The organism is Methylobacterium sp. Leaf100 (genome assembly GCF_001422845.1).
Classification (GTDB): Bacteria; Pseudomonadota; Alphaproteobacteria; order Rhizobiales; family Beijerinckiaceae; genus Methylobacterium.
The window spans coordinates 101,828-119,289 of the sequence record NZ_LMMW01000012.1; the positions used below are offsets into that span (position 1 = coordinate 101,828).

Annotated in this window: 13 protein-coding genes; 5 read left to right on the forward strand and 8 right to left on the reverse strand. The window is 69.2% G+C overall.

Features of this window, described 5'->3' with window-relative positions:
- Nucleotides 1-38: 38 nt before the first annotated feature.
- The 6 genes from ASF25_RS08605 to ASF25_RS08630 all read right to left on the reverse strand — a co-directional run bounded on the left by ASF25_RS08605 (nucleotide 39) and on the right by ASF25_RS08630 (nucleotide 9,454).
- Nucleotides 39-2,993, reverse strand: coding sequence for a hybrid sensor histidine kinase/response regulator (locus ASF25_RS08605; RefSeq protein WP_082502549.1), 2,955 nt, complete (start codon nucleotides 2,991-2,993; stop codon nucleotides 39-41).
- Between the two features lie 380 nt (nucleotides 2,994-3,373).
- Nucleotides 3,374-4,441, reverse strand: coding sequence for a glycosyltransferase (locus ASF25_RS08610; protein ID WP_056304350.1), 1,068 nt, complete (start codon nucleotides 4,439-4,441; stop codon nucleotides 3,374-3,376).
- Nucleotides 4,438-5,376 carry a galactosyltransferase-related protein gene (locus ASF25_RS08615; protein ID WP_056304351.1) on the reverse strand — a complete coding sequence of 313 codons (939 nt, stop codon included), beginning with the start codon at nucleotides 5,374-5,376 and terminating at the stop codon, nucleotides 4,438-4,440. Before ASF25_RS08615 ends, ASF25_RS08610 begins: the two co-directional genes overlap by 4 nt.
- 34 nt (nucleotides 5,377-5,410) lie before the next feature.
- Complete coding sequence (locus tag ASF25_RS08620; RefSeq protein ID WP_056304352.1) at nucleotides 5,411-6,520, reverse strand: glycosyltransferase; 1,110 nt, start codon at nucleotides 6,518-6,520, stop codon at nucleotides 5,411-5,413.
- 14 nt (nucleotides 6,521-6,534) lie between these two features.
- Entirely contained in the window at nucleotides 6,535-7,410 is an 876-nt protein-coding gene (locus ASF25_RS08625) for a galactosyltransferase-related protein (protein WP_056304353.1), read from the reverse strand.
- Nucleotides 7,400-9,454 (reverse strand): HAD-IIB family hydrolase, encoded by a 2,055-nt coding sequence (locus ASF25_RS08630; protein ID WP_056304354.1) that lies wholly within the window; start codon nucleotides 9,452-9,454, stop codon nucleotides 7,400-7,402. The genes ASF25_RS08625 and ASF25_RS08630 overlap by 11 nt, the downstream gene beginning before the upstream one ends.
- 48 nt (nucleotides 9,455-9,502) lie before the next feature.
- Between ASF25_RS08630 and ASF25_RS08635 the strand changes: the two genes are divergently transcribed.
- Nucleotides 9,503-10,567, forward strand: a complete 1,065-nt coding sequence (locus tag ASF25_RS08635) for a glycosyltransferase family 4 protein (RefSeq protein WP_056304574.1) — start codon at nucleotides 9,503-9,505, stop codon at nucleotides 10,565-10,567.
- A gap of 8 nt (nucleotides 10,568-10,575) precedes the next feature.
- Entirely contained in the window at nucleotides 10,576-11,763 is a 1,188-nt protein-coding gene (locus ASF25_RS08640) for a glycosyltransferase family 4 protein (protein WP_056304575.1), read from the forward strand.
- On the opposite strand, the gene ASF25_RS08645 is transcribed toward ASF25_RS08640, so the two are convergent.
- The gene (locus ASF25_RS08645) at nucleotides 11,751-12,734 is read right to left on the reverse strand and encodes a hypothetical protein (protein WP_056304355.1); all 984 of its coding nucleotides are present in this window, start codon (nucleotides 12,732-12,734) and stop codon (nucleotides 11,751-11,753) included. The genes ASF25_RS08640 and ASF25_RS08645 overlap by 13 nt on opposite strands.
- A gap of 119 nt (nucleotides 12,735-12,853) precedes the next feature.
- Between ASF25_RS08645 and ASF25_RS08650 the strand changes: the two genes are divergently transcribed.
- Together ASF25_RS08650 and ASF25_RS08655 are read left to right on the forward strand one after the other, a co-directional pair.
- Nucleotides 12,854-13,462, forward strand: a complete 609-nt coding sequence (locus ASF25_RS08650) for a hypothetical protein (RefSeq protein ID WP_056304356.1) — start codon at nucleotides 12,854-12,856, stop codon at nucleotides 13,460-13,462.
- Nucleotides 13,463-13,490: 28 nt separating this feature from the next.
- Nucleotides 13,491-14,147 (forward strand): hypothetical protein, encoded by a 657-nt coding sequence (locus ASF25_RS08655; RefSeq protein WP_056304357.1) that lies wholly within the window; start codon nucleotides 13,491-13,493, stop codon nucleotides 14,145-14,147.
- 8 nt (nucleotides 14,148-14,155) lie between these two features.
- Here the strand turns inward: ASF25_RS08655 and ASF25_RS08660 are convergent, their stop codons facing one another.
- Nucleotides 14,156-15,880: an ABC transporter ATP-binding protein gene (locus ASF25_RS08660; protein ID WP_056304358.1), complete on the reverse strand. Its 1,725-nt coding sequence runs from the start codon at nucleotides 15,878-15,880 to the stop codon at nucleotides 14,156-14,158.
- A 1,010-nt stretch (nucleotides 15,881-16,890) separates the two neighbouring features.
- On the opposite strand from ASF25_RS08660, the gene ASF25_RS08665 reads away from it, so the two are divergent.
- Nucleotides 16,891-17,427, forward strand: a complete 537-nt coding sequence (locus ASF25_RS08665) for a PAS domain-containing protein (RefSeq protein WP_244472953.1) — start codon at nucleotides 16,891-16,893, stop codon at nucleotides 17,425-17,427.
- The last annotated feature ends 35 nt before the right edge of the window (nucleotides 17,428-17,462 follow it).

Consider the following 17,462-nt stretch of genomic DNA (forward strand, 5'->3'; position numbering starts at 1 on the left):
CACGCGAGACGGTCACGCCGACGCGACGGACCTGCCGCTCAACCCGTGCCTTCGATGAGGTTGCGGATTCGGGCGGCCAGTGCTTCGAGGGCGAACGGCTTGACCATGACTTGCATGCCGGGTGCCAAGTGGCCGTGGTTGAGGGCCGCGTTCTCGGCGTAGCCGGTGATGAAGAGAACCTTCAGGCCAGGCCGCGAGAGTTGCGCCGCCTCCGCCATCTGCCGGCCGTTCATGCCACCGGGTAGGCCGACATCGCTGACCAGAAGGTCGATGCGCACATCCGATTGCAGCACCTGCAGCCCGGAAGCGCCGTCGGCCGCCTCGATGGCCGCGTAGCCGAGATCCTCCAACACTTCTGTGACGAGCATCCGGATGGTCGGTTCGTCGTCGACCACCAGCACCGTCTCGCCCGCCCGCGCCCGTGCCGCCTCGGACAGGTCCGGGACCACCTCCACCCCTTCCGCCTCCCCGAGATGACGGGGCAGGTACAGGCACACCATGGTGCCCTCGCCGGGCTCGGAATAGATCCTCACCTGCCCGCCCGATTGCTTGGCGAATCCGTAGATCATGCTGAGCCCCAAGCCGGTGCCCTCCCCCATGGGCTTGGTGGTAAAGAACGGGTCGAAGGCCTTCGCGACCACGTCCGGCGTCATGCCGGTGCCGTTGTCCGAGACGCAGAGGGAGATGTACTGGCCCGGCTCCAGGTCCCGCTCGCGGGCGCTGCGCGAGTCGAGCCAGCGGTTGCCGGTCTCGATGACGATGCGCCCGCCGTCCGGCATCGCATCGCGCGCGTTGATGCACAGGTTGAGGAGCGCGTTCTCCAGTTGGCTCGGATCGACATGGGTCGACCACAGCCCTGCCGCCCCCACGACCTCGACGGAGACCGCCGGCCCGACGGTGCGGCGCACCAGCTCCTCCATGCCCTCCACCAGACGGTTCGCATCGATGGGCTTCGGGGCCAGGGTCTGACGACGCGAGAACGCCAGAAGACGATGGGTCAGGGCGGCGGCGCGGCGGGCCGCGCCCTGTGCGGCGGCGATGTAGCGCTCGATATCGCCGACCCGGCCCTGGAGCAGTCGGGTCTGCATCAGCTCCAACGAACCGACGATGCCCGCGAGCATGTTGTTGAAGTCGTGGGCGAGGCCCCCGGTCAATTGCCCGACGGCCTCCATCTTCTGGGACTGGCGCAGGGCCTCCTCGGTCCGCATCAGCTCGGCCGTCCGCTCGACGACCCGCTGTTCCAGGGTCTCGTTGAGGCTGCGGAGCTGCTCGGTGACGCGCTCGCGCTCGGCCTCGACGGCGCGTCGCTCCTCGACGTCGATCAGGACGCCCGGAAACCGCAACGGCGTGCCGTCCGGAGCGTGCTCGACACGCCCGTTCGCCTCCAGCCAGTAGTAGAGCCCGTCCGCACGCTTGGTACGGTATTGGTGCGCGTAGGGCCCGCCTTGCGCCAACGCCGTGCCAATCGCCGCCGTCAGGGCGTCTCGGTCGTCCGGGTGCACGGTCTCGATGACCTGGGCGAGGCTCAGGCCTTCGCGTCCCACGGTGGGATCGAGGCCGAAACTGCGGGCGAAGGCCTCGTCCACGCTGAAGCGGTCGGCGGCGAGATCCCAAACCCAGGTCCCGATGATCGCACCGGCGGCCAACGCCAGTTGCACGCGCTCGACGTTCTCGCGGGCCACGGCCTCGCTGGCGCGCAGGGCGTCCTCGGCCGCGCGCCGTGCCGAGATGTCCCGGAACAGCACGGAGACCTGGCGCCGGCTCGGCGGTTCGATCCGGGCGGCGGAAACCTCGATGTGGCGCCCGGCGGCCGGAAAGGCGCGCTCGAACCGGATCGATTCGCCCGTCCGCAGGACGCCTCCGTAGAGGTCGAGCCAGCCATCCGCTTCGGCGGCCGCAAGATCGCGCAGGGTACGGCCGACGATGTTCGGGATGCCCGTATGGCGCTCGTAGCCAGGGTTCGCCTCGACGTGGACGTAGTCGCTCGCAGGTCCGTGCGGCCCGTCGAAGAACTCGATGATGCAGAAGCCGTCGTCGATGGCCTCGAACAGCGCGCGGTACCGTGCCTCGCTCGTAGCCAGCGCATCGCGGGCATAGCGCTGTTCGGTGATGTCGCGCGCCACGCCGGAGAAGCGGACCGGACGGCCGGTGCCGTCGCGCTCGATCTCGCCCCGGCGGGCGATCCAGCGGAGTTCCCCCGTATCGGGTCGCCGGATCCGGTACTCGACGTCACGGATCAGGTCCCCGCGCCGGCGGCTCTCCGCCGTCGAGACGAGGTGTGAATCCTGAGGGATGATCAGAACCTCGAACGCCGCCGCCGGATAGGTCGCCCGCTCGGGCAAGCCGTAGAGGCGGCAGAATTCCGGCGTGGTGTAGAGGATGGCGTCGTCGATCCCGACGGAGAACACCCCGATGCCGCCGGCTTCCTGCGCCCGGCGCAGACGCGTCTCGGTCTCTTCGAGGGCGGTGCCGATCCGGTGCTCCTCGGTGCGGTCGCTCAGGACCTTCACGAGGCCGATGAGGTCGCCACCGGGATCGCGCAGTGGCGTCGTCTCCCCGGACGCCCAGAACCGGGACCCGTCCGCCCGCAGATACCAGCGCTCGCTGTCGGCACGGCTCTGGTCATGGGCGCGGCGCCGCTCGGCTGCGGGGTGGCCGGACAGGACATCCTCCGGCGTGAACAGCCGTTCGATCGCTTGGCCCCGGATCGTCTCGCGGGTCCAGCCGAAGATGCGCTCGGCGCCCGTATTCCAGTCGGTGACGCGTCCGTCCGGGTCCATGCCGATGATGGCGATGCGGGTGGTACTGTCGAGGATCGCTCGCGCGTGCCCCTCGGCCTCTCCCGGCCCAGGCGGGGAGATCCCGGACTCCGGCACGGTCGTTGGGACTTTGGCCCAGGGCACCTGCCCGTGCACCTGAGCACGCAACCGCGCGGCTTCCTCCGCGAGGGCGTCGGCACGCTGCAGGAGTTCGGCAGCCTCCGGACCCGTCATACGGACGAGCTCGAAGGGGCGCAGCGGATGACTTGAGCAGCGAGCGCTTCGGACGGGCACGGCCAAATCTTGCACCCCGCGTCGATGCGGCCGGCCGTGGGACGGGAATACGGTGGCAAGCGAATATCGGAGAGCGGGCGTCGTTCCATAGGCGTCTCTTGCCGCAAAACAGGCCTGCGCTCCAGACGGCGACGCCCTCGGTCGGCCGCAAAAAGCCGCCGCGACAGGTTCGAGGCCGCCTGACCGTCAACGGCGACCGGAAGTGGCCTACGAAGATTCACGGAATCTTCGCCCGCAGGGCACACGCGAAAATGGATATAGGGGCAATACGCTCGGATTGTTCTACGGTCGAGATCACATCGCTGTACGCCAGCATGGATTCATGCGTTGCGGGCTTCCGCGTAGAGACGCTCGCAGCGGTCGAGCCAGAGATTCTGGGTAAAGTTTTGTCGCACGCGCGCATGCGCGATTCGGCGAGGGATCGCGAGAGCCTCCGCGATGGCACCGGCCAAGGCGGCCTCCAGGGCGTCCTCGTCGCCGGACGGGGCGAAGGCCCCCGCCTCGCCGATGACTTCGCGGGCCGCACCCCGATCGATGCTGGCGACGGGAAGCCCGCACGCCATGGCCTCGATGGTGACGAGGCCGAACGGCTCGTCCCAGCACGGCGTGAACAGAAATACGGAGGCCTTTCCGATTTCCCGTGCCAGGGATGGACCGTCGAGGTGCCCGCCATAGCGGATCGCGCCGCCGAGTAGGGGCAAGACCACGCCTTCCCAGTACGCGGTGTCTTCCGTCGAGCCGAACAGGGTCAGGGCGATGCCGGCGCGCCGTGCGGCTCGGATCGCCAGATGCGTGCCCTTGAAGGGGGTGATCCGGCCGCACCAGACCGCGCTACCATCGCCGTGGTCGCGATACGGCCAGGCCGAAGGATCGACGCCGTTGTGCAGCACCGAGACCTCCGGTGGGCTTCCTTGCGGAAACCACGCATGCATCTGGCCGTGCGACGTGGCGGTGATGCGGTGCACGGGCGAGATGCTGTTCTGCACGAACCAGCGCAGGGCGTCGTAGGGCGGAACGTGCAGCGATGTGACCGTCGGCACGGCCCGCGTCCGCCGCTGTTCCAGGGGCAGGCGGCTCAGGCTGTTGTTGTGCAGGACATCGAAGCCACCGGCGGCGATGCGGTCGCAGGCTGCCGCATAGCCGGCGTCGAGATGGGCGATGAGCGCCGGATTGCCGGTGTGCTCCTCGCCCGGGAACGACTTTTCCTGATGCTCGGGCAGCACCGGATCGATCGCGAAACGCCCGTCGCTGTCCCCCGAGGCGAACAGCACGACGTCGTGGCCGCGCGCCCGGAGCCCCTCGGCGAGGTGCCAGCTATGGGCCTCCATGCCCCCCCGGAACGGCGGCGCGATGGGCTGGCGCACATGCGCCAGGAGGGCGATCCTCATGCGGCTGCGGGCTCCGTCCCTGCGGGTTGCCCGGCCGCGATTCGCGCGTCGAGGATGCGGATGACCGAGGCGGTGTTGGTATAGGGCTGGTGGCCATGCTGGCCCGTGAGTGCGCGATCGTCGGCATCCGGTTCGCGCAGGATGCGGATCGGCTGGCCGGGCGTATCGTCGATCAGGCCCATGAGGCGGAAGGCGTAGAGCCAGTGGCCCATGGTGCGGTAGCCCCACTTGGCCTCGAACAGCTCGGCGTTGCGCACCACGCTGGCGATGTGGTGGATCGGCGGCATATGGTGCGGATGGTGCTGGTGATAGACCAGCGCACCCTTCAACCACGCAATGGCGATGCCGCGTTCATCCAGGGTCTTGCCGAAATCCGTGTCCTCGCCGCCGTAGCCGGAGTAGCGCTCGTCGAAGCCGCCGAGCCGCAAGAAAGTCGCGCGCAGCATGGCGAAATTCAGCGACCAGAAGCAGCGGTAGTCGCCGCAGACCTCGATGCCCTCGGCCGGTGGTCCGCGCCGGTCCGAGTGCTTTTCGGCGACGGAAGCGAAGGCCTCGTAGGTCCAGTCGCCCAGGGTGGCACCGGCCGGGAGATAGAGCACCTCGCCCATGAGCAGGCCGTCGAATTCTTCGAGATGACGGGTGTAATCCGCGACAAGGGACGGCGCCGGGATGCAATCGACGTCGAGGAACACGATCACCCCGCCCGACGCCGTCGCCACGGCGCGGTTGCGCGCGGCCGCCAGGGGCAGCGGATCGCCGGCCATCACGATCTGGCGGATCGGGAACGGCGTCTCCGGCAAATCGTAGGGCTGCTCCTGCATGCATGCGACGATGAGTTCGTCCGGCATTCGGGTCTGGCGCATCAGGCCCCGCACCACGTTGGCGAGATGCTCCGGCCGCCCCTTGGCCAGCGTCACGACGGAAACGGTCGACATATTTTGCGGGTCCGAACTGGAGTTGAGCATACGATCAGACGCCGGGCGCGCCGGCCCAGAGGTCGTCGGTGAGGCTCTCGAGCCAGCCCGCGGCACGGGTTGCGGCGTCCGGCGCATGGAGCGGGCGCAGGGTTTCGCCGTCGAGGCGGCGGGCGCGGTCGAGGAGGTCGCGCCAGCCCTGGAGGTCACCGGGCCAGTTCGGCGCCTGCACGGCTGCGCCGAGACGTACGAGGGCGTCGGCCTTGCGCGTCTGCTCGCCGAAGTAGCGCCATTCCGGCATCACCACGAGCCGTCCCCCCACCCGTGCGACCTCGTGGACCGTGTTGTCGCCGGCCGAAGCGATGACGATGTCGGCGGCCGCGAGGTAATCGGTGACGGATGGGACCCAGCCGAGCTCGCGCAGGTTGGCGAAATCGGTTTCGTGACCTTCGCGATGGGTCGGTCCGAGGGTCAGCCACAGGGCGTCCGGCACGGCCCGCGCGGCAACCGTCAGCGGCGCGTAGGGCGTACCACTGCCTCCGCCTCCCGTGACGGCGACGACGATCTCGCGGTCGGGGTCGAGCCGCAAGCGGGCGCGGGCGTCAGCGCGCGACGGCACCGGATCGACGCTGGTGCACAGACCGCCGCTGTAGAAGGTCTTGGCGCGCAGGTAGTCGGGGTAGTCGTCCTGTTCCAGGCGCGGGTCGAACGGCGCGAGCATGCCGACACAGGCCTCGTAGGACCCGATATGGCCGATATCGGAACGGTCGCCGTGCATGCGGATCTGCACGGCCGGCACGCTCGCGGCGCGGGCCAGCAGGGCGATCTCGGCCGAGACGTCGACCACGAACAGACCGACCTGCCGATCGTCGAGGTGGTCGAGGATCGTCCGCATGGTCCGGCGGGTCTCGGCGACGCCGAGCGGCACGCAATGCATCACCTGCGGCGTCGGTTCAGCGAACAGGCGCGCCGTCGGCACGGCTGCGCCGATCATGTTGGGCAGGGCGATGATCTCGCTGTCGCGCGAGAAGCCGTCGAACAGGCCGGGATCGGCAGTCAGCACCGAAACCGGCCGCGCGGCGGAGAATTCGGCCACCAGGGCGCGGGTGCGGTTGGCGTGGCCGCGCCCCTGATGGTGGACGAAGAAGGCGATGGGTTTCGGCATGGGCCTCGGGCGGGTCAGGAGAACAGGCAGGTGCCGGGCCGGCGGGCGTCGGCGATCTCGGCAGGCGACGGCGCGCGCAGACGGCGGATCGCGGGCGCGTCCGCATCCCAACCGATGAGCCCGGCGTCGCGGAACTGTCCGAGCCAGTACTCCATGCACCATGTCCCGTGCCGGGCGTGGAAGCGGGCGGCGTTGCGCAGGATGGAATCGAAGTGCGGCAGGGGCGGCACGTGGACGGGGTGATGCTGGTGATAGGCGCGCGCGCCGGCGATCCAGTCGGTCGGCACGCCGGACGCGGCCAGACGCACGGCGAAATCCGTCTCCTCGCCACCGTAGCCGACATAGCCCTCATCCATGCCGCCGATCTTCGCGTAGGCGCGGGCCGGAAGGGCGAAGGACAGGCCCCAGAGTTCCTTCGCCTCGGGTTCCCGGCGCAGGCCGCTGGCGGGAATGGAGGGTTTGGCCGGATGCACCCGCCCGACCCGGTCGAGGGCTGCGCAATCGAGGTGCGGACCGATGGCGCCTTCGGGAAGGTAGAGCACCTCGCCGAGCAAAAGCCCCTCCCCCTCGGCACCCGCATAGGCCGCGACCAGCCCCGGGCCCGGGATGCAGTCCACGTCGAGGAAGATCAGGCGCTCGCCCCGCGCCGCAGCGGCGGCCCTGTTGCGGGCGGCGGCGAGCGGCATCGGCTCCCCGGGCACGTGGAGATGGCGGACGGGACAGCCGGCATCCGGCAGATCCAGCGCGGGCTCCGGCTGCATCCAGGCGATGACGAGTTCCAGGGGGAGCATCGTCTGCCCGGCGAGCCCGAGCATGAGGTTACGCAGGTGCGCGTCGCGGCCTCGCACCAGGGTGAGGACGCTGACGCCGGCCGCTCGATCAGATGGCATGCGCCGGACTTTTCCGGAAATGGGCGACGCCCTCGATGACGCCGCGCGCATGGGTGGCGCGGGCGACGTAGGAATGGCCGAGCGCCGCGTGGCTCGCGAGGTCGTCGGAGAAATTCGCCACGATGATCGCCTGCCGTCGGGCACGCAGCATCTCGACATCGTTGCCGGAATCGCCCGCCACGAACACATCGGCTTCAGCGAGACCGTAGAGGGCACGGACGCGATCGACGGCGGTCCCTTTCGAGGCCGCCGGCGGCAGGACGTCCAGGTAGCGGCCATGGCTGTGGATGATCGTGGCCGCGAGGCCGTCCGTGTCGAGCCGCGCCTGCACCTGCCGGGCGGTGGCAACGTCCCCGAAATAGCTGAGCTTGTGCGTCCGCTGCTCCAGGGGCCCCTGCGGCACGAGGCCCGCGACTTCGGCGAGCGCCGCGTGGACGCGCGCCCGGTCCCAGCCGCGGGACACCACATCCCGCCAGGTCCGGTCGGCCGTGTAGCTCACCCCGTTGGGGTCGAGGTGATAGATTTCCGACCCCACGGAGGTGATCATCACCTGGGGTCGCGGGCTCGCCTGCTGCTCCAGGATCGCCATGGCGCTGTGGAACGAGCGCCCGGTGGCGACGCCGAACGCGAGGCCTTCCTGCTCGCTGCGCCACTGACTGAAGGCCTTCAGGCCCGCCTCGCAACCGACCAGGGTGTTGTCGATATCGCAGATGAGCAGTTGGCGCGGATTGCTGAGGGGCGGCTCGGCGACGGAAAGGGCGCGCAACAGGGCGTGATAGCGCGCGGCGTGCCGGTCCCAATCGTAGGCGGCGGCCGCCCGCGCGCCACCGGCGACGAAACGCTCGCGCAGGCCCGGCTCGTCGAGGATCCGCAGGCAGGCCCGCGCGATCTCGGAGGGCGCGCGCGGATCGACCAAGAGCCCGTTGCCGCAGGTCTCGACGATATCGTTGGGACCGCCGCTGTCCGTCGCCACCAGGGGGAGCCCTGCGGCCGAAGCCTCCAGCAGGGTGAGGCCGAAAGGCTCGTTCAGGGCAGGATTGACGAAGATCCCGCCCCGGGTGCGGGCATAGGCGTAGATCGCCGGCACGTCCTCCGGGCGGTGGGTCTTCGGATAAGCCACCCGCCCGTAGAGATCGTATCGATCGATGAGTACGAGCAACTCGCGCATGGTCTCGGCCATGCCGCCGTCGAGGTCATCGAGGTTGTCGCGGGTTCCCGCGACGAGAACCAGGTTGGCCCGGGCCTGAAGTTCGGGGCTCTCACCGTAGGCCGTGACCAGGGCGGCGAGGTTCTTGCGCGCCACCGGACGGGCGAGCGCCAGCAGTGCCGGCTTCCCGGGTTCGCGCAGGAACCGGTCGAGGGTGGCGTCCACCCGCGCGCAGGTCCGAGCCGACTGGAAGCGTGCGAGGTCGCTTCCCGGCGGCAGGACGCGAATGCGGCCGGCATCGTAGGCTGCGTAGGTCGCGTACTGGACCTCCGCTTCGTCGCGGGACGACGCGATGACGAGGGCCGCGCGCGCGAGACCCGTCTCTTCGGCCGCGATGCGGTGGTCGAGCGCCGGCGTGTCCGTCGCCGGGCATCCGAGCGCCCTCGCCTTCACACGCCCGAGGGAATGAGCCGTGAACACGAACGGAATGCCGAGTCGGTCCTCGACGTTCGCCGCGACGACGGCGGCATCGGCATAATGGGCGTGGATCACGTCGGGACGGGTCGGCTGCGCCAGGATCCAGGCGACCAGAGCGTCCGACAGGCTCTCCACCTCGGCGTGGAGCGCCTCCTTCGGCAGGTAGCCCGGCGACGCGCTCGCGAGTCGCACGATGGTCACCTTGCTCGACACGGGCTCCTCGGGCACGGCGTAGGCGTCGCCGAACGCGCTTCCGAACAGGCGGGTCGCGATCACGATCCGGGCGATCTCGGTGTCCTGCGCGCAGGCCTCAACCAGATCCAGCAGGTAGCGGATATGACCGCCCGTATCCGCCGTGAGCCCGTAAGCGACATCTTCGCCACGAAGACAACCCTGAAGCGCGATATGAAGAACGAACATCAAAGGCAAGGTGTCACAAGATGACGCGTGGGAAACTCGACGAACTTCATGTCTAAAGCCGAAATATCATCCGCGATCCGTGTCGCACAGGTTGCCCCCAACATCTTTCCGACGCCGCCCCTGCACCATGGGGGGACGGAGCGCGTCGTTCACGATCTGAGCGTAGCCCTGCATAACCTCGGCGTGGAGGTAACGCTGTTCGCGCCGTCCGACAGTGCGACAGATATACCAAGGGTCGGGGATTACCCCAGTCTCGCCGCCCTCGAAGCCCGCGAGGGCCAGGTCGCACCGGGGGTGCCCTCCGCCTTGGAAGCTCTGCAGATGGAAGCGCTTGCCCGCCGCCTCGACAACTTCGACATCGTGCATTGCCACGGCGAATTCGCCCATGCGGCGATCCTCGGCGCGCGCCGATGCCGCAGCCTGACGACGGTGCATTGGCGGGTGGACGAGCGCGACCGGGCCCTGTTCTTCGCCGGCTTCCCCGATCTGCCGGTGGCGGCGATCTCGGCGGCACAGGAAGCCGGCGTTCCGGCGGCGAACAGGGCCGGCATCGTCCACCACGGCATCGCCCGCGACCGCTACGCCCTGAATTCGAATCCGAAGGGCCACCTCGCCTTCGTCGGCCGGATGACCGATCAGAAGCGCCCCGATACGGCGATCCGCGTCGCCCGTGCGGCGGGCCTGCCCATCCGTCTCGCCGGCACGGTCGATGTCGGCAACCCCGACTACTTCGACCGGGCCGTGCGTCCGCTCCTCGCCGACGACGCGGTCTATGTCGGTCCGGTGGACGACGCCGCCAAGGGTCGGCTGCTCGGCGATGCGCGGGCACTCCTGTTTCCCATCGACTGGCCCGAGCCCTTCGGCCTGGTGATGATCGAGGCCATGGCCTGCGGGACGCCGGTGATCGCCTGGAATCGTGGCTCCGTGCCGGAAATCATCGAGGACGGCATCACGGGTTTCATCGTCTCGTCCGAGGCCGAGGCAGTGGCGGCGCTCGCCCGCGTGGGAGACCTCGACCGGGCGCGCGTCCGGAAGCGCTTCGAGGCACGCTTCACCGCCGAGCGCATGGCGGCCGATTACCTTTCGATCTACCGCCGGCTGCTCTCCGCGTGAGCGAAATCGTGCGCACGGCGCTGCTCGCCTGGGACTACCCGCCGGCCCCGAGCGGCCTCTCCACCGCCGCGCGGGAGATCGCCGAAAGCCTGGCGGCTCGGGATGTGGCCGTCACGGTGTTCAGCTTCGACCGCATCGGCATGGGCGAGGCCGGCGGTGTCGCCGTGCGGGGCATCGGCCTCGCGCGGGGCTCGGCCCTGGCGCGCCTGCGCCTGTGGGGCTCGGCCGGACACCTCGCCGCGCCGCTGGCGTTTTACCGGGCGGTTCTGGATGCCCACGCACGGCAGCCCTTCGACTGCATCGAGGCCACGAATTGGTATGCGCCGGCCGCCTTCCTGACGCGGTCGGGACCGCCGCTGGTCACACGCAACTCGACCCCGGCCGCGTTCACGCGGGGTCCTGCGACGTCCCTCCGCGACCGCCTCGACGGCCGTACCGCCGACCGGCTGGAGCGCTGGCAGGCGCGCGGCAGCGCCGGCCTGATCTCGAACACGGACGACCACGCGGTCCGGATCGCGAGCCTCTACGGCATCCCACCCCGGCAGGCTCACGCCGTGATCGGCCTGAGCCTGCCGCCGGACATGCTCCAACGCGGCCGGACCGCACCCTACCCCGATGCCGTGGAGGCTCCGGTGCGGCTGCTGTTCGTCGGCCGGGCCGAGGCCCGGAAGGGCTTCGACCTTCTCCTCGATGCCGCCGCGCTGCTCGGGGCCGAGTGCGAAGCCGGCATCGTACCGCCCTTCGTCGTCGATCTCGTGGGCGTCTCCGAAGCCGACCTTCCGCAGGGCGTTTCGGCTTTGGCACGACGGCACTTGCGCCCCCTCGGCCGCATCGACGGGGCATCCCTCGCCGAAGCCTACGCGCGAGCGCACCTCGTGTTGGCGCCCTCCCGCTACGAGAGCTTCGGCCTCGTCTATCAGGAGTCCCTCGCTTACGGCCGCCCGGTGGTGGCCTGCGCAGCCGATGCCAGCGCCCGCGCCTTCGTCGGGCGGCCGGGAGCCGGCCTGCTCGCACAGGAAGCGACCGGTGCGGCGCTGGCCGACGCCATCCGGCCGCTGCTTCGGGACCCGGACCTGCGCACAAAACTGCGCGCGCGGGCCCTGGCGGCGAGCGGGGCCTTCGACCGGGCGCGCCTCGGGAGCGAGACTTTGGCGCTCTACGAGCGCGCCATCGCGGCGGCGCGTCAGGGTCGATAGACCCGCAACAGGGCCGCCGCTTCTTCGACGCGTCCGCGGCCGGGGTCCAGGGCCTCGTACCGGATCGAGCGCGCCGCCACGTGGGCGCGCGACAGACGATGATCGATGGAGCCGTGAAGGGCGATGACGCTTCGGCGCCAGTCGCCGCCGAGATCCGGCCGCTCGTGCACGCGCCCCTGGAAGCGCACCGTCGCGTGGTTGAGGCGGTACTGCACGTCCGGGTACACGTCCGACAGCACGCCATCGACGACATTGCGCCGGGGCAGTCCGATGGACACGGCGGCGCCCTCCTCCGCCAGCGCGGCGAGCGCCGGAAGCAGCCCGGCGGTGGCGGGCGACAGCGCTTCGTCGGCGTCGAGCTGGAGCATCCAGGTCTGCCGCGCGAGGGCCTGGAGCGCGTTGCGCTGGGCCGCGAAATCACCCGCGAGGGGACGCGCCGAAACCCGTACCGCGCCGGGCGGAAATCCGGCCAGCGCGCTGGTTTCCGGCGGAGCCTCCGGCGCATCGACGAGCACAGCCACGTCCCGGGTCCAGGCCGCGTGCGGCGGCAGGCCACCCAGGACGGATTGCAGGTCGTCGGGTCGGCAGAGAACCCCGAGGGAAACCTGGGCTTTCGGCATCGCCGCGAGGTCGACGAGGCCGCCGTGGGCCGCACGCTCGGAATGCGGTCGGAGAAGCGCCGCGCGGTCGTCCTCGCTCAGGGCGCGGATGCCCCGCGCGAGCCGGGTCGCGGCGGTGCGCAAGGTGTAGAGGTCGAGGCCGTAGGGCGCGTCCGGCGCGAGTCGGAACGTCTCACCGGCGAGATGCGCCGCGAGGTGGTCCCAGCATGCCGCTTCGTCGGCACCGCGCTCGAACAGCACGCCGCAGGAGGCGCAGGCGAACGGAAACCTCCGCCGGACACCGTCTTCGTAGGCGATCGATCGGTCCGTCGGCTCCAGGGTATCGGCCAGGCAGACGAAACAGCGTCGCATGGTTCCGGTCGCTCCTGCCCCTGCCCGACTGTTCGGCGCGACGCTGCGTACACTGTCGGGGCGAACCCCGCATCTCCTATGACCCGGCTCGACTTTCAGGTCCGAAGGCGTCCCGTTCCATGCCGTCCATCCCGGATTTCAACGCCCCGAGCCTCGCCCTCGTGGGCAATGCCCCCGAGCTCGGCGACCGGGGGCAGGCCATCGACGCGTCGGCATCGATCGTGCGATTCAACAACGCACCCGGTTTCGGCGGCCCGGCGGGCACGCGCGTGACCCTCCTCGCCCTCGTCAATCGCGGCGGGCAGGCGCGGGCTTGGGTCGAGGAGGACGGCTTTACCGCACGCCCGGCTATCCGGCGAGCCGCGCGGTTCCTGCTGCCGTTTCCCGAACTCGCGCCCGACGAGGAAGGCGCGTCCGAACGCGTGTGCTGGACGGCGCCCCTTCGGGACCGCCTTACCGGCCGCCCCGTACATACCCTGACCCGCGCGCTGCATGCGCGCGCCCACGACGTGCTGGCGCCTCGAACCTCCGGGCCGCCGAACCCCAGCACGGGTCTGCTCGTCGCCCTTGCGATCCTGGACGCGCGCGCCCCGTCGCTGCCGCCCATCGATGTCTACGGATTCGGGTTCGCCGGGTGGCCGGGGCACCCGTGGGACGCCGAACGGCACTGGTTCGAAGAAGCCCAGGCGGGCGGGCGCCTGCGACTCCATCCGCCCGTCGCGTCCTGAAGCCTCCTCCCTCCCACCCGGATCGCCCATGGCCACCCTCCTCACCGTCCTGAAGCATGGCGGCCGCTACGATGCGGTCTGGGTCGAGCGTCTCGCCGCCGGCGCCCGCCGGTTCGCGCCGGCCTTCGACCGGATCGTCTGCCTGACCGATCGCACCATCGCCTGTCCGGGGGTCGAGATCGTGCCGCTGCGGCACGACTGGCCCACCTGGTGGTCGAAGATGGAGGCGTTCCGGCCGGGCCTTGCGACGGGTACCACGGTGCTGTGCGACCTCGACACGGTGTTCGCGGGCGATGCGTCTGCGCTGGCCGAACCGGGCTTTGCCACCATGGAGGACTACTTCCACAAGGGCAGGGTCTCCAGCGCCTTCGTGCGGTGGCACGCGGACGATCTCGCCTTCCTGTACGAGCGGTTCGCCACCGATCCGCAGCACTGGATGGCGCCGGGCTCGTGCGGCCCGGTGCCGAACGCCGTGCACGGGGATCAGGTCGTCATCGACCATTTCCTGCGCGCGGCCGAGCGGCCACCGCGATTCCTGCAGGCCTTGCATCCCGGCTTGCTCGACTTCTACCATCCGCCCAAGATCGCGTACGGGCCGCTGATCGTGTTCATCGGGGCGGCGAAGCCCGACACGGCGACGGGACCGGCGCATGCGCTCTGGATCTCGGGGACGCCGGAGGGCTGACGGACGGTCTACCGCCGACCCTGCGCGAACTGCGCCGCGTAGAGCTTCCCGTAGGCGCCACCGGCCTCCAGAAGGGTCTCGTGCGGCCCCTGCTCGACGATGCCGACCTCTCCCACGACGACGATGCGATCGGCCTGCCGGATGGTGGCGAGGCGGTGCGCGATGACCAGGGTGGTTCGCCCCCGGGCGAGGTCCGTGAGCGAGCGCTGGATCTCCTGCTCGGTCTCGGTGTCGAGGGCCGAAGTCGCCTCGTCCAGGATGAGGATCGGCGGGTTCTTCAAGAACACGCGGGCGATGGCGAGGCGCTGCTTCTGGCCGCCGGAAAGCTTGACCCCCCGTTCGCCGATAAGGGTATCGAGCCCCTCGGGCAGGCCGGCGAGTAGCCCGTCGAGGCGAGCCCGGCTCGCGGCCGCGCGGATAGCCGCATCGTCGGCATCGAGGCGGCCGTAGGCGATGTTCTCGCGGATCGAACCGGCGAACAGGAACACGTCCTGCTGCACGATGCCGATCTGGCGGCGCAGGGAGGCGAGGGTCACGTCGCGGATGTCGAAGCCGTCGATGGTGATCCGCCCGGCGTCGACCTCGTAGAAGCGCGGGATCAGGGAACACAGGGTGGTCTTGCCCGCGCCCGAGGGGCCGACGAACGCCACGGTCTCGCCCGCCCGGATGGCGAGGTCGAGGCCGGACAGGACCGGACGGTCCTCCGCGTAACCGAACCGGACGCCCTCGAAGCGGATGTCGCCGCGCAAGGGCGGCGCCGCGACGGCGCCCGGGCGGTCGACGATGTCGGGCGCGGTGGCGAGGAGCGCGGCGTAGCGCCGGAACCCCGCGATCCCCTTGGGGTAGGTCTCGACCACGGCGCCGATCTTCTCGAGGGGCCGGTAGAACACCCCGACCAGCAGGAGAAAGCCGACGAAGCCGCCGGGGGTGAGTTCGCCCCGCACCACGTAGGCGGCACCGCCGAGCAGCACCACGATCTGGACGAGGCGCATGCCGAGGTAGTTGATCGACAGGCTGGCGGCCATGATCCGGTAGGCTTCGAGCTTGGTGGACCGGTAGCGCGCGTTGTCGGAGGCGAAGAGACGCCGCTCGTGCGGCTCGTTGGCGAAGGCCTGGACCACGCGCATGCCGCCGACATTCTCCTCGATGCGGGCATTGAAGGCGCCGACGCGGCCGTACTGCGCCTGCCAGTTCCGGGTCATGCGTCCGCCGTAGCGCAGCGTCACGAAGGCGATCACGGGCAGGATCGCGGCCGTCATCAGGGCGAGCGGCGGGTGCACGAACAGCATCAGGGCGAAGGCGCCAAAGAGCGTCATCACCGCGATGAACAGGTCCTCGGGGCCGTGATGGGCGACCTCGCCGATCTCTTCCAGGTCCTTGGTCACGCGGGCGACGAGGTGGCCGGTCTTCTGGTTGTCGTAGAACCGGAACGAGAGCTTCTGCAGGTGGTCGAAGGCGCGGGCCCGCATCTCGGTCTCGATGTTGATGCCGAGCACGTGGCCCCAGTAGGTCACCACCACCATCAGGCCGGCATTGGCCAGGTAGACCAGCCCCAGGCCGAGGGCAGCGAGCAGGATGAGTTGCCAGTCCTGGCGCGGCAGCAGCACGTCGACGAAAGCTTTCACCGCCATGGGGAAGCCGAGCTCGAACAGGCCGGACAGGACGGCGCAGCCGAAATCCACGAGGAAAAGGGTCCGGTGCGGCCGGTAATAGGCGAAAAAGGCCTTCAGCATCGGAAACCCGGTCAGGCGTTAAGAGAGTGAAGGGCGGAACAGGCCCTCCCGCAGATGGTCAGGCACGGAAGCCGGTGGCGCAGGCAACTGGTGCGCCGCCGGCACGGGGGGACACGGTTTGTCCCGGGGGGCTCCTAGCGCAGCCGGCCCCGCCGCACCAGGCACGGGGGCTATCCCCGAGCGGGCATGGCGCAAGGGCCACGAAGGGTCGCAGATGCCTGTCCACCAGCCCGGCGAGGCCGGGTAACGCGGGGGCCACCCGGGCCGAGGCCCTGTGTTCGACGACGCGGCAGGCCCGTTTATATATTTTCGCTAATCAATTCGGCGTGGGCGACCTGCGTCTACAATCGTTTACCGTTATTCTGACGGTACGATCATTTGATTTTTCTCTGGCTTATTGACGACGGAACCTCCGATTGGTGCATCGTGCTGTCAAGCCCTTGCGTAGATTTCGCGATGCTATGATTCAATGCTTTCGAGAGGTCGGCTATCTCGAACGTTACAAGTGGCTCGGCATCGCCGAGTGCTATGAGGCAGGTCGATTCGATAAAATAATCGCCAAGCTTCGGAGAAACAATCAAGTTTATCCAAATCGTATTCATGTACGATTTTGTACATTAGAGAGTTGGTAGACTTTTTGGTACCAAGCGACGCTCTGGCGCGTTGCAATTGCTGAGTATAAATCGGATTGGAAAATTTTCCGCACATCATGGGTTCATTGCAGATCTCATCGGCGGATATCCCAACCGGTGCCGATGCCTAAGAACACGCATTTCTGAGGTCAGGGTCATGGGCGAGACTTCGATGATTGGCCGACATCCACGGTTGGTATTTCAACGTGGTGCACCGATCCGACTGCTACAGAACGGCGTCCGATCGACGCATGGGCGAGACCGAACACCGCAACAATCGTGCCCAGCGTATTGCGGTGCCCGGTATTCGAGGGTCCGTCGAAACAGATTTGGAAAGACGGTTTGATCTAGAACAGCGAGGGACGGATGTTATCAGCGATGACGAACGTTTTCGCCCCCGAGGCTGCGGGCATCGTCGGAACTTGGAACACCGATGTCGCCGCGGGCCTCTCCCTGCTGGACGAGGGGGCCGCCGCCTTGCTTGCGGGGAATCCCGATATCGCGGGCAAGCCGATCCCCCTCGATGTCGCGTTCGCGCGCATCCACCCCGACGACCGCGAGTGGGTGTTCGCATGGGTCCGCCATGTGCGTGAGATCGGCGGCCCCGTTGCGGCCGAGTTTCGTGTCCTGACCGCATCCGGTGAAATCCGGTGGATCCTGAACCGCGGGCATCTCCACCGCGACGCGACCGGTGTGATGCGTGGACATGGAACCTACATCGACACAACGGACGCCCACCGGGCCCTGGCGCCGCCCGATGTCGAGGCCGACACCGACCCGCTTCATCAGGCCGCCGACCATTGCATGCGCGCCCATGCGGCGATCCGGCGGAGCGGTGACACCCACTTGGCCCTCATGGTCGACATGCTCCTGCTGGAGATCGGATGCGTCCTGGCGCGAAGATCGAGGCCCTGACCCGTCAAGATGCGATGACTTCCGGAGGTTCGTTG

Coding starts and splice junctions, on each gene's coding strand:
- ASF25_RS08665 (WP_244472953.1), top strand. CDS start 16,891: ATGACGAACGTTTTCGCCCCCGAGGCTGCGGGCATCGTCGGAACTTGG.
- ASF25_RS08660 (WP_056304358.1), bottom strand. CDS start 15,880: ATGCTGAAGGCCTTTTTCGCCTATTACCGGCCGCACCGGACCCTTTTC.
- ASF25_RS08635 (WP_056304574.1), top strand. CDS start 9,503: ATGTCTAAAGCCGAAATATCATCCGCGATCCGTGTCGCACAGGTTGCC.
- ASF25_RS08610 (WP_056304350.1), bottom strand. CDS start 4,441: ATGAGGATCGCCCTCCTGGCGCATGTGCGCCAGCCCATCGCGCCGCCG.
- ASF25_RS08655 (WP_056304357.1), top strand. CDS start 13,491: ATGGCCACCCTCCTCACCGTCCTGAAGCATGGCGGCCGCTACGATGCG.
- ASF25_RS08630 (WP_056304354.1), bottom strand. CDS start 9,454: ATGTTCGTTCTTCATATCGCGCTTCAGGGTTGTCTTCGTGGCGAAGAT.
- ASF25_RS08605 (WP_082502549.1), bottom strand. CDS start 2,993: ATGACGGGTCCGGAGGCTGCCGAACTCCTGCAGCGTGCCGACGCCCTC.
- ASF25_RS08620 (WP_056304352.1), bottom strand. CDS start 6,520: ATGCCGAAACCCATCGCCTTCTTCGTCCACCATCAGGGGCGCGGCCAC.
- ASF25_RS08645 (WP_056304355.1), bottom strand. CDS start 12,734: ATGCGACGCTGTTTCGTCTGCCTGGCCGATACCCTGGAGCCGACGGAC.
- ASF25_RS08625 (WP_056304353.1), bottom strand. CDS start 7,410: ATGCCATCTGATCGAGCGGCCGGCGTCAGCGTCCTCACCCTGGTGCGA.
- ASF25_RS08650 (WP_056304356.1), top strand. CDS start 12,854: ATGCCGTCCATCCCGGATTTCAACGCCCCGAGCCTCGCCCTCGTGGGC.
- ASF25_RS08615 (WP_056304351.1), bottom strand. CDS start 5,376: ATGTCGACCGTTTCCGTCGTGACGCTGGCCAAGGGGCGGCCGGAGCAT.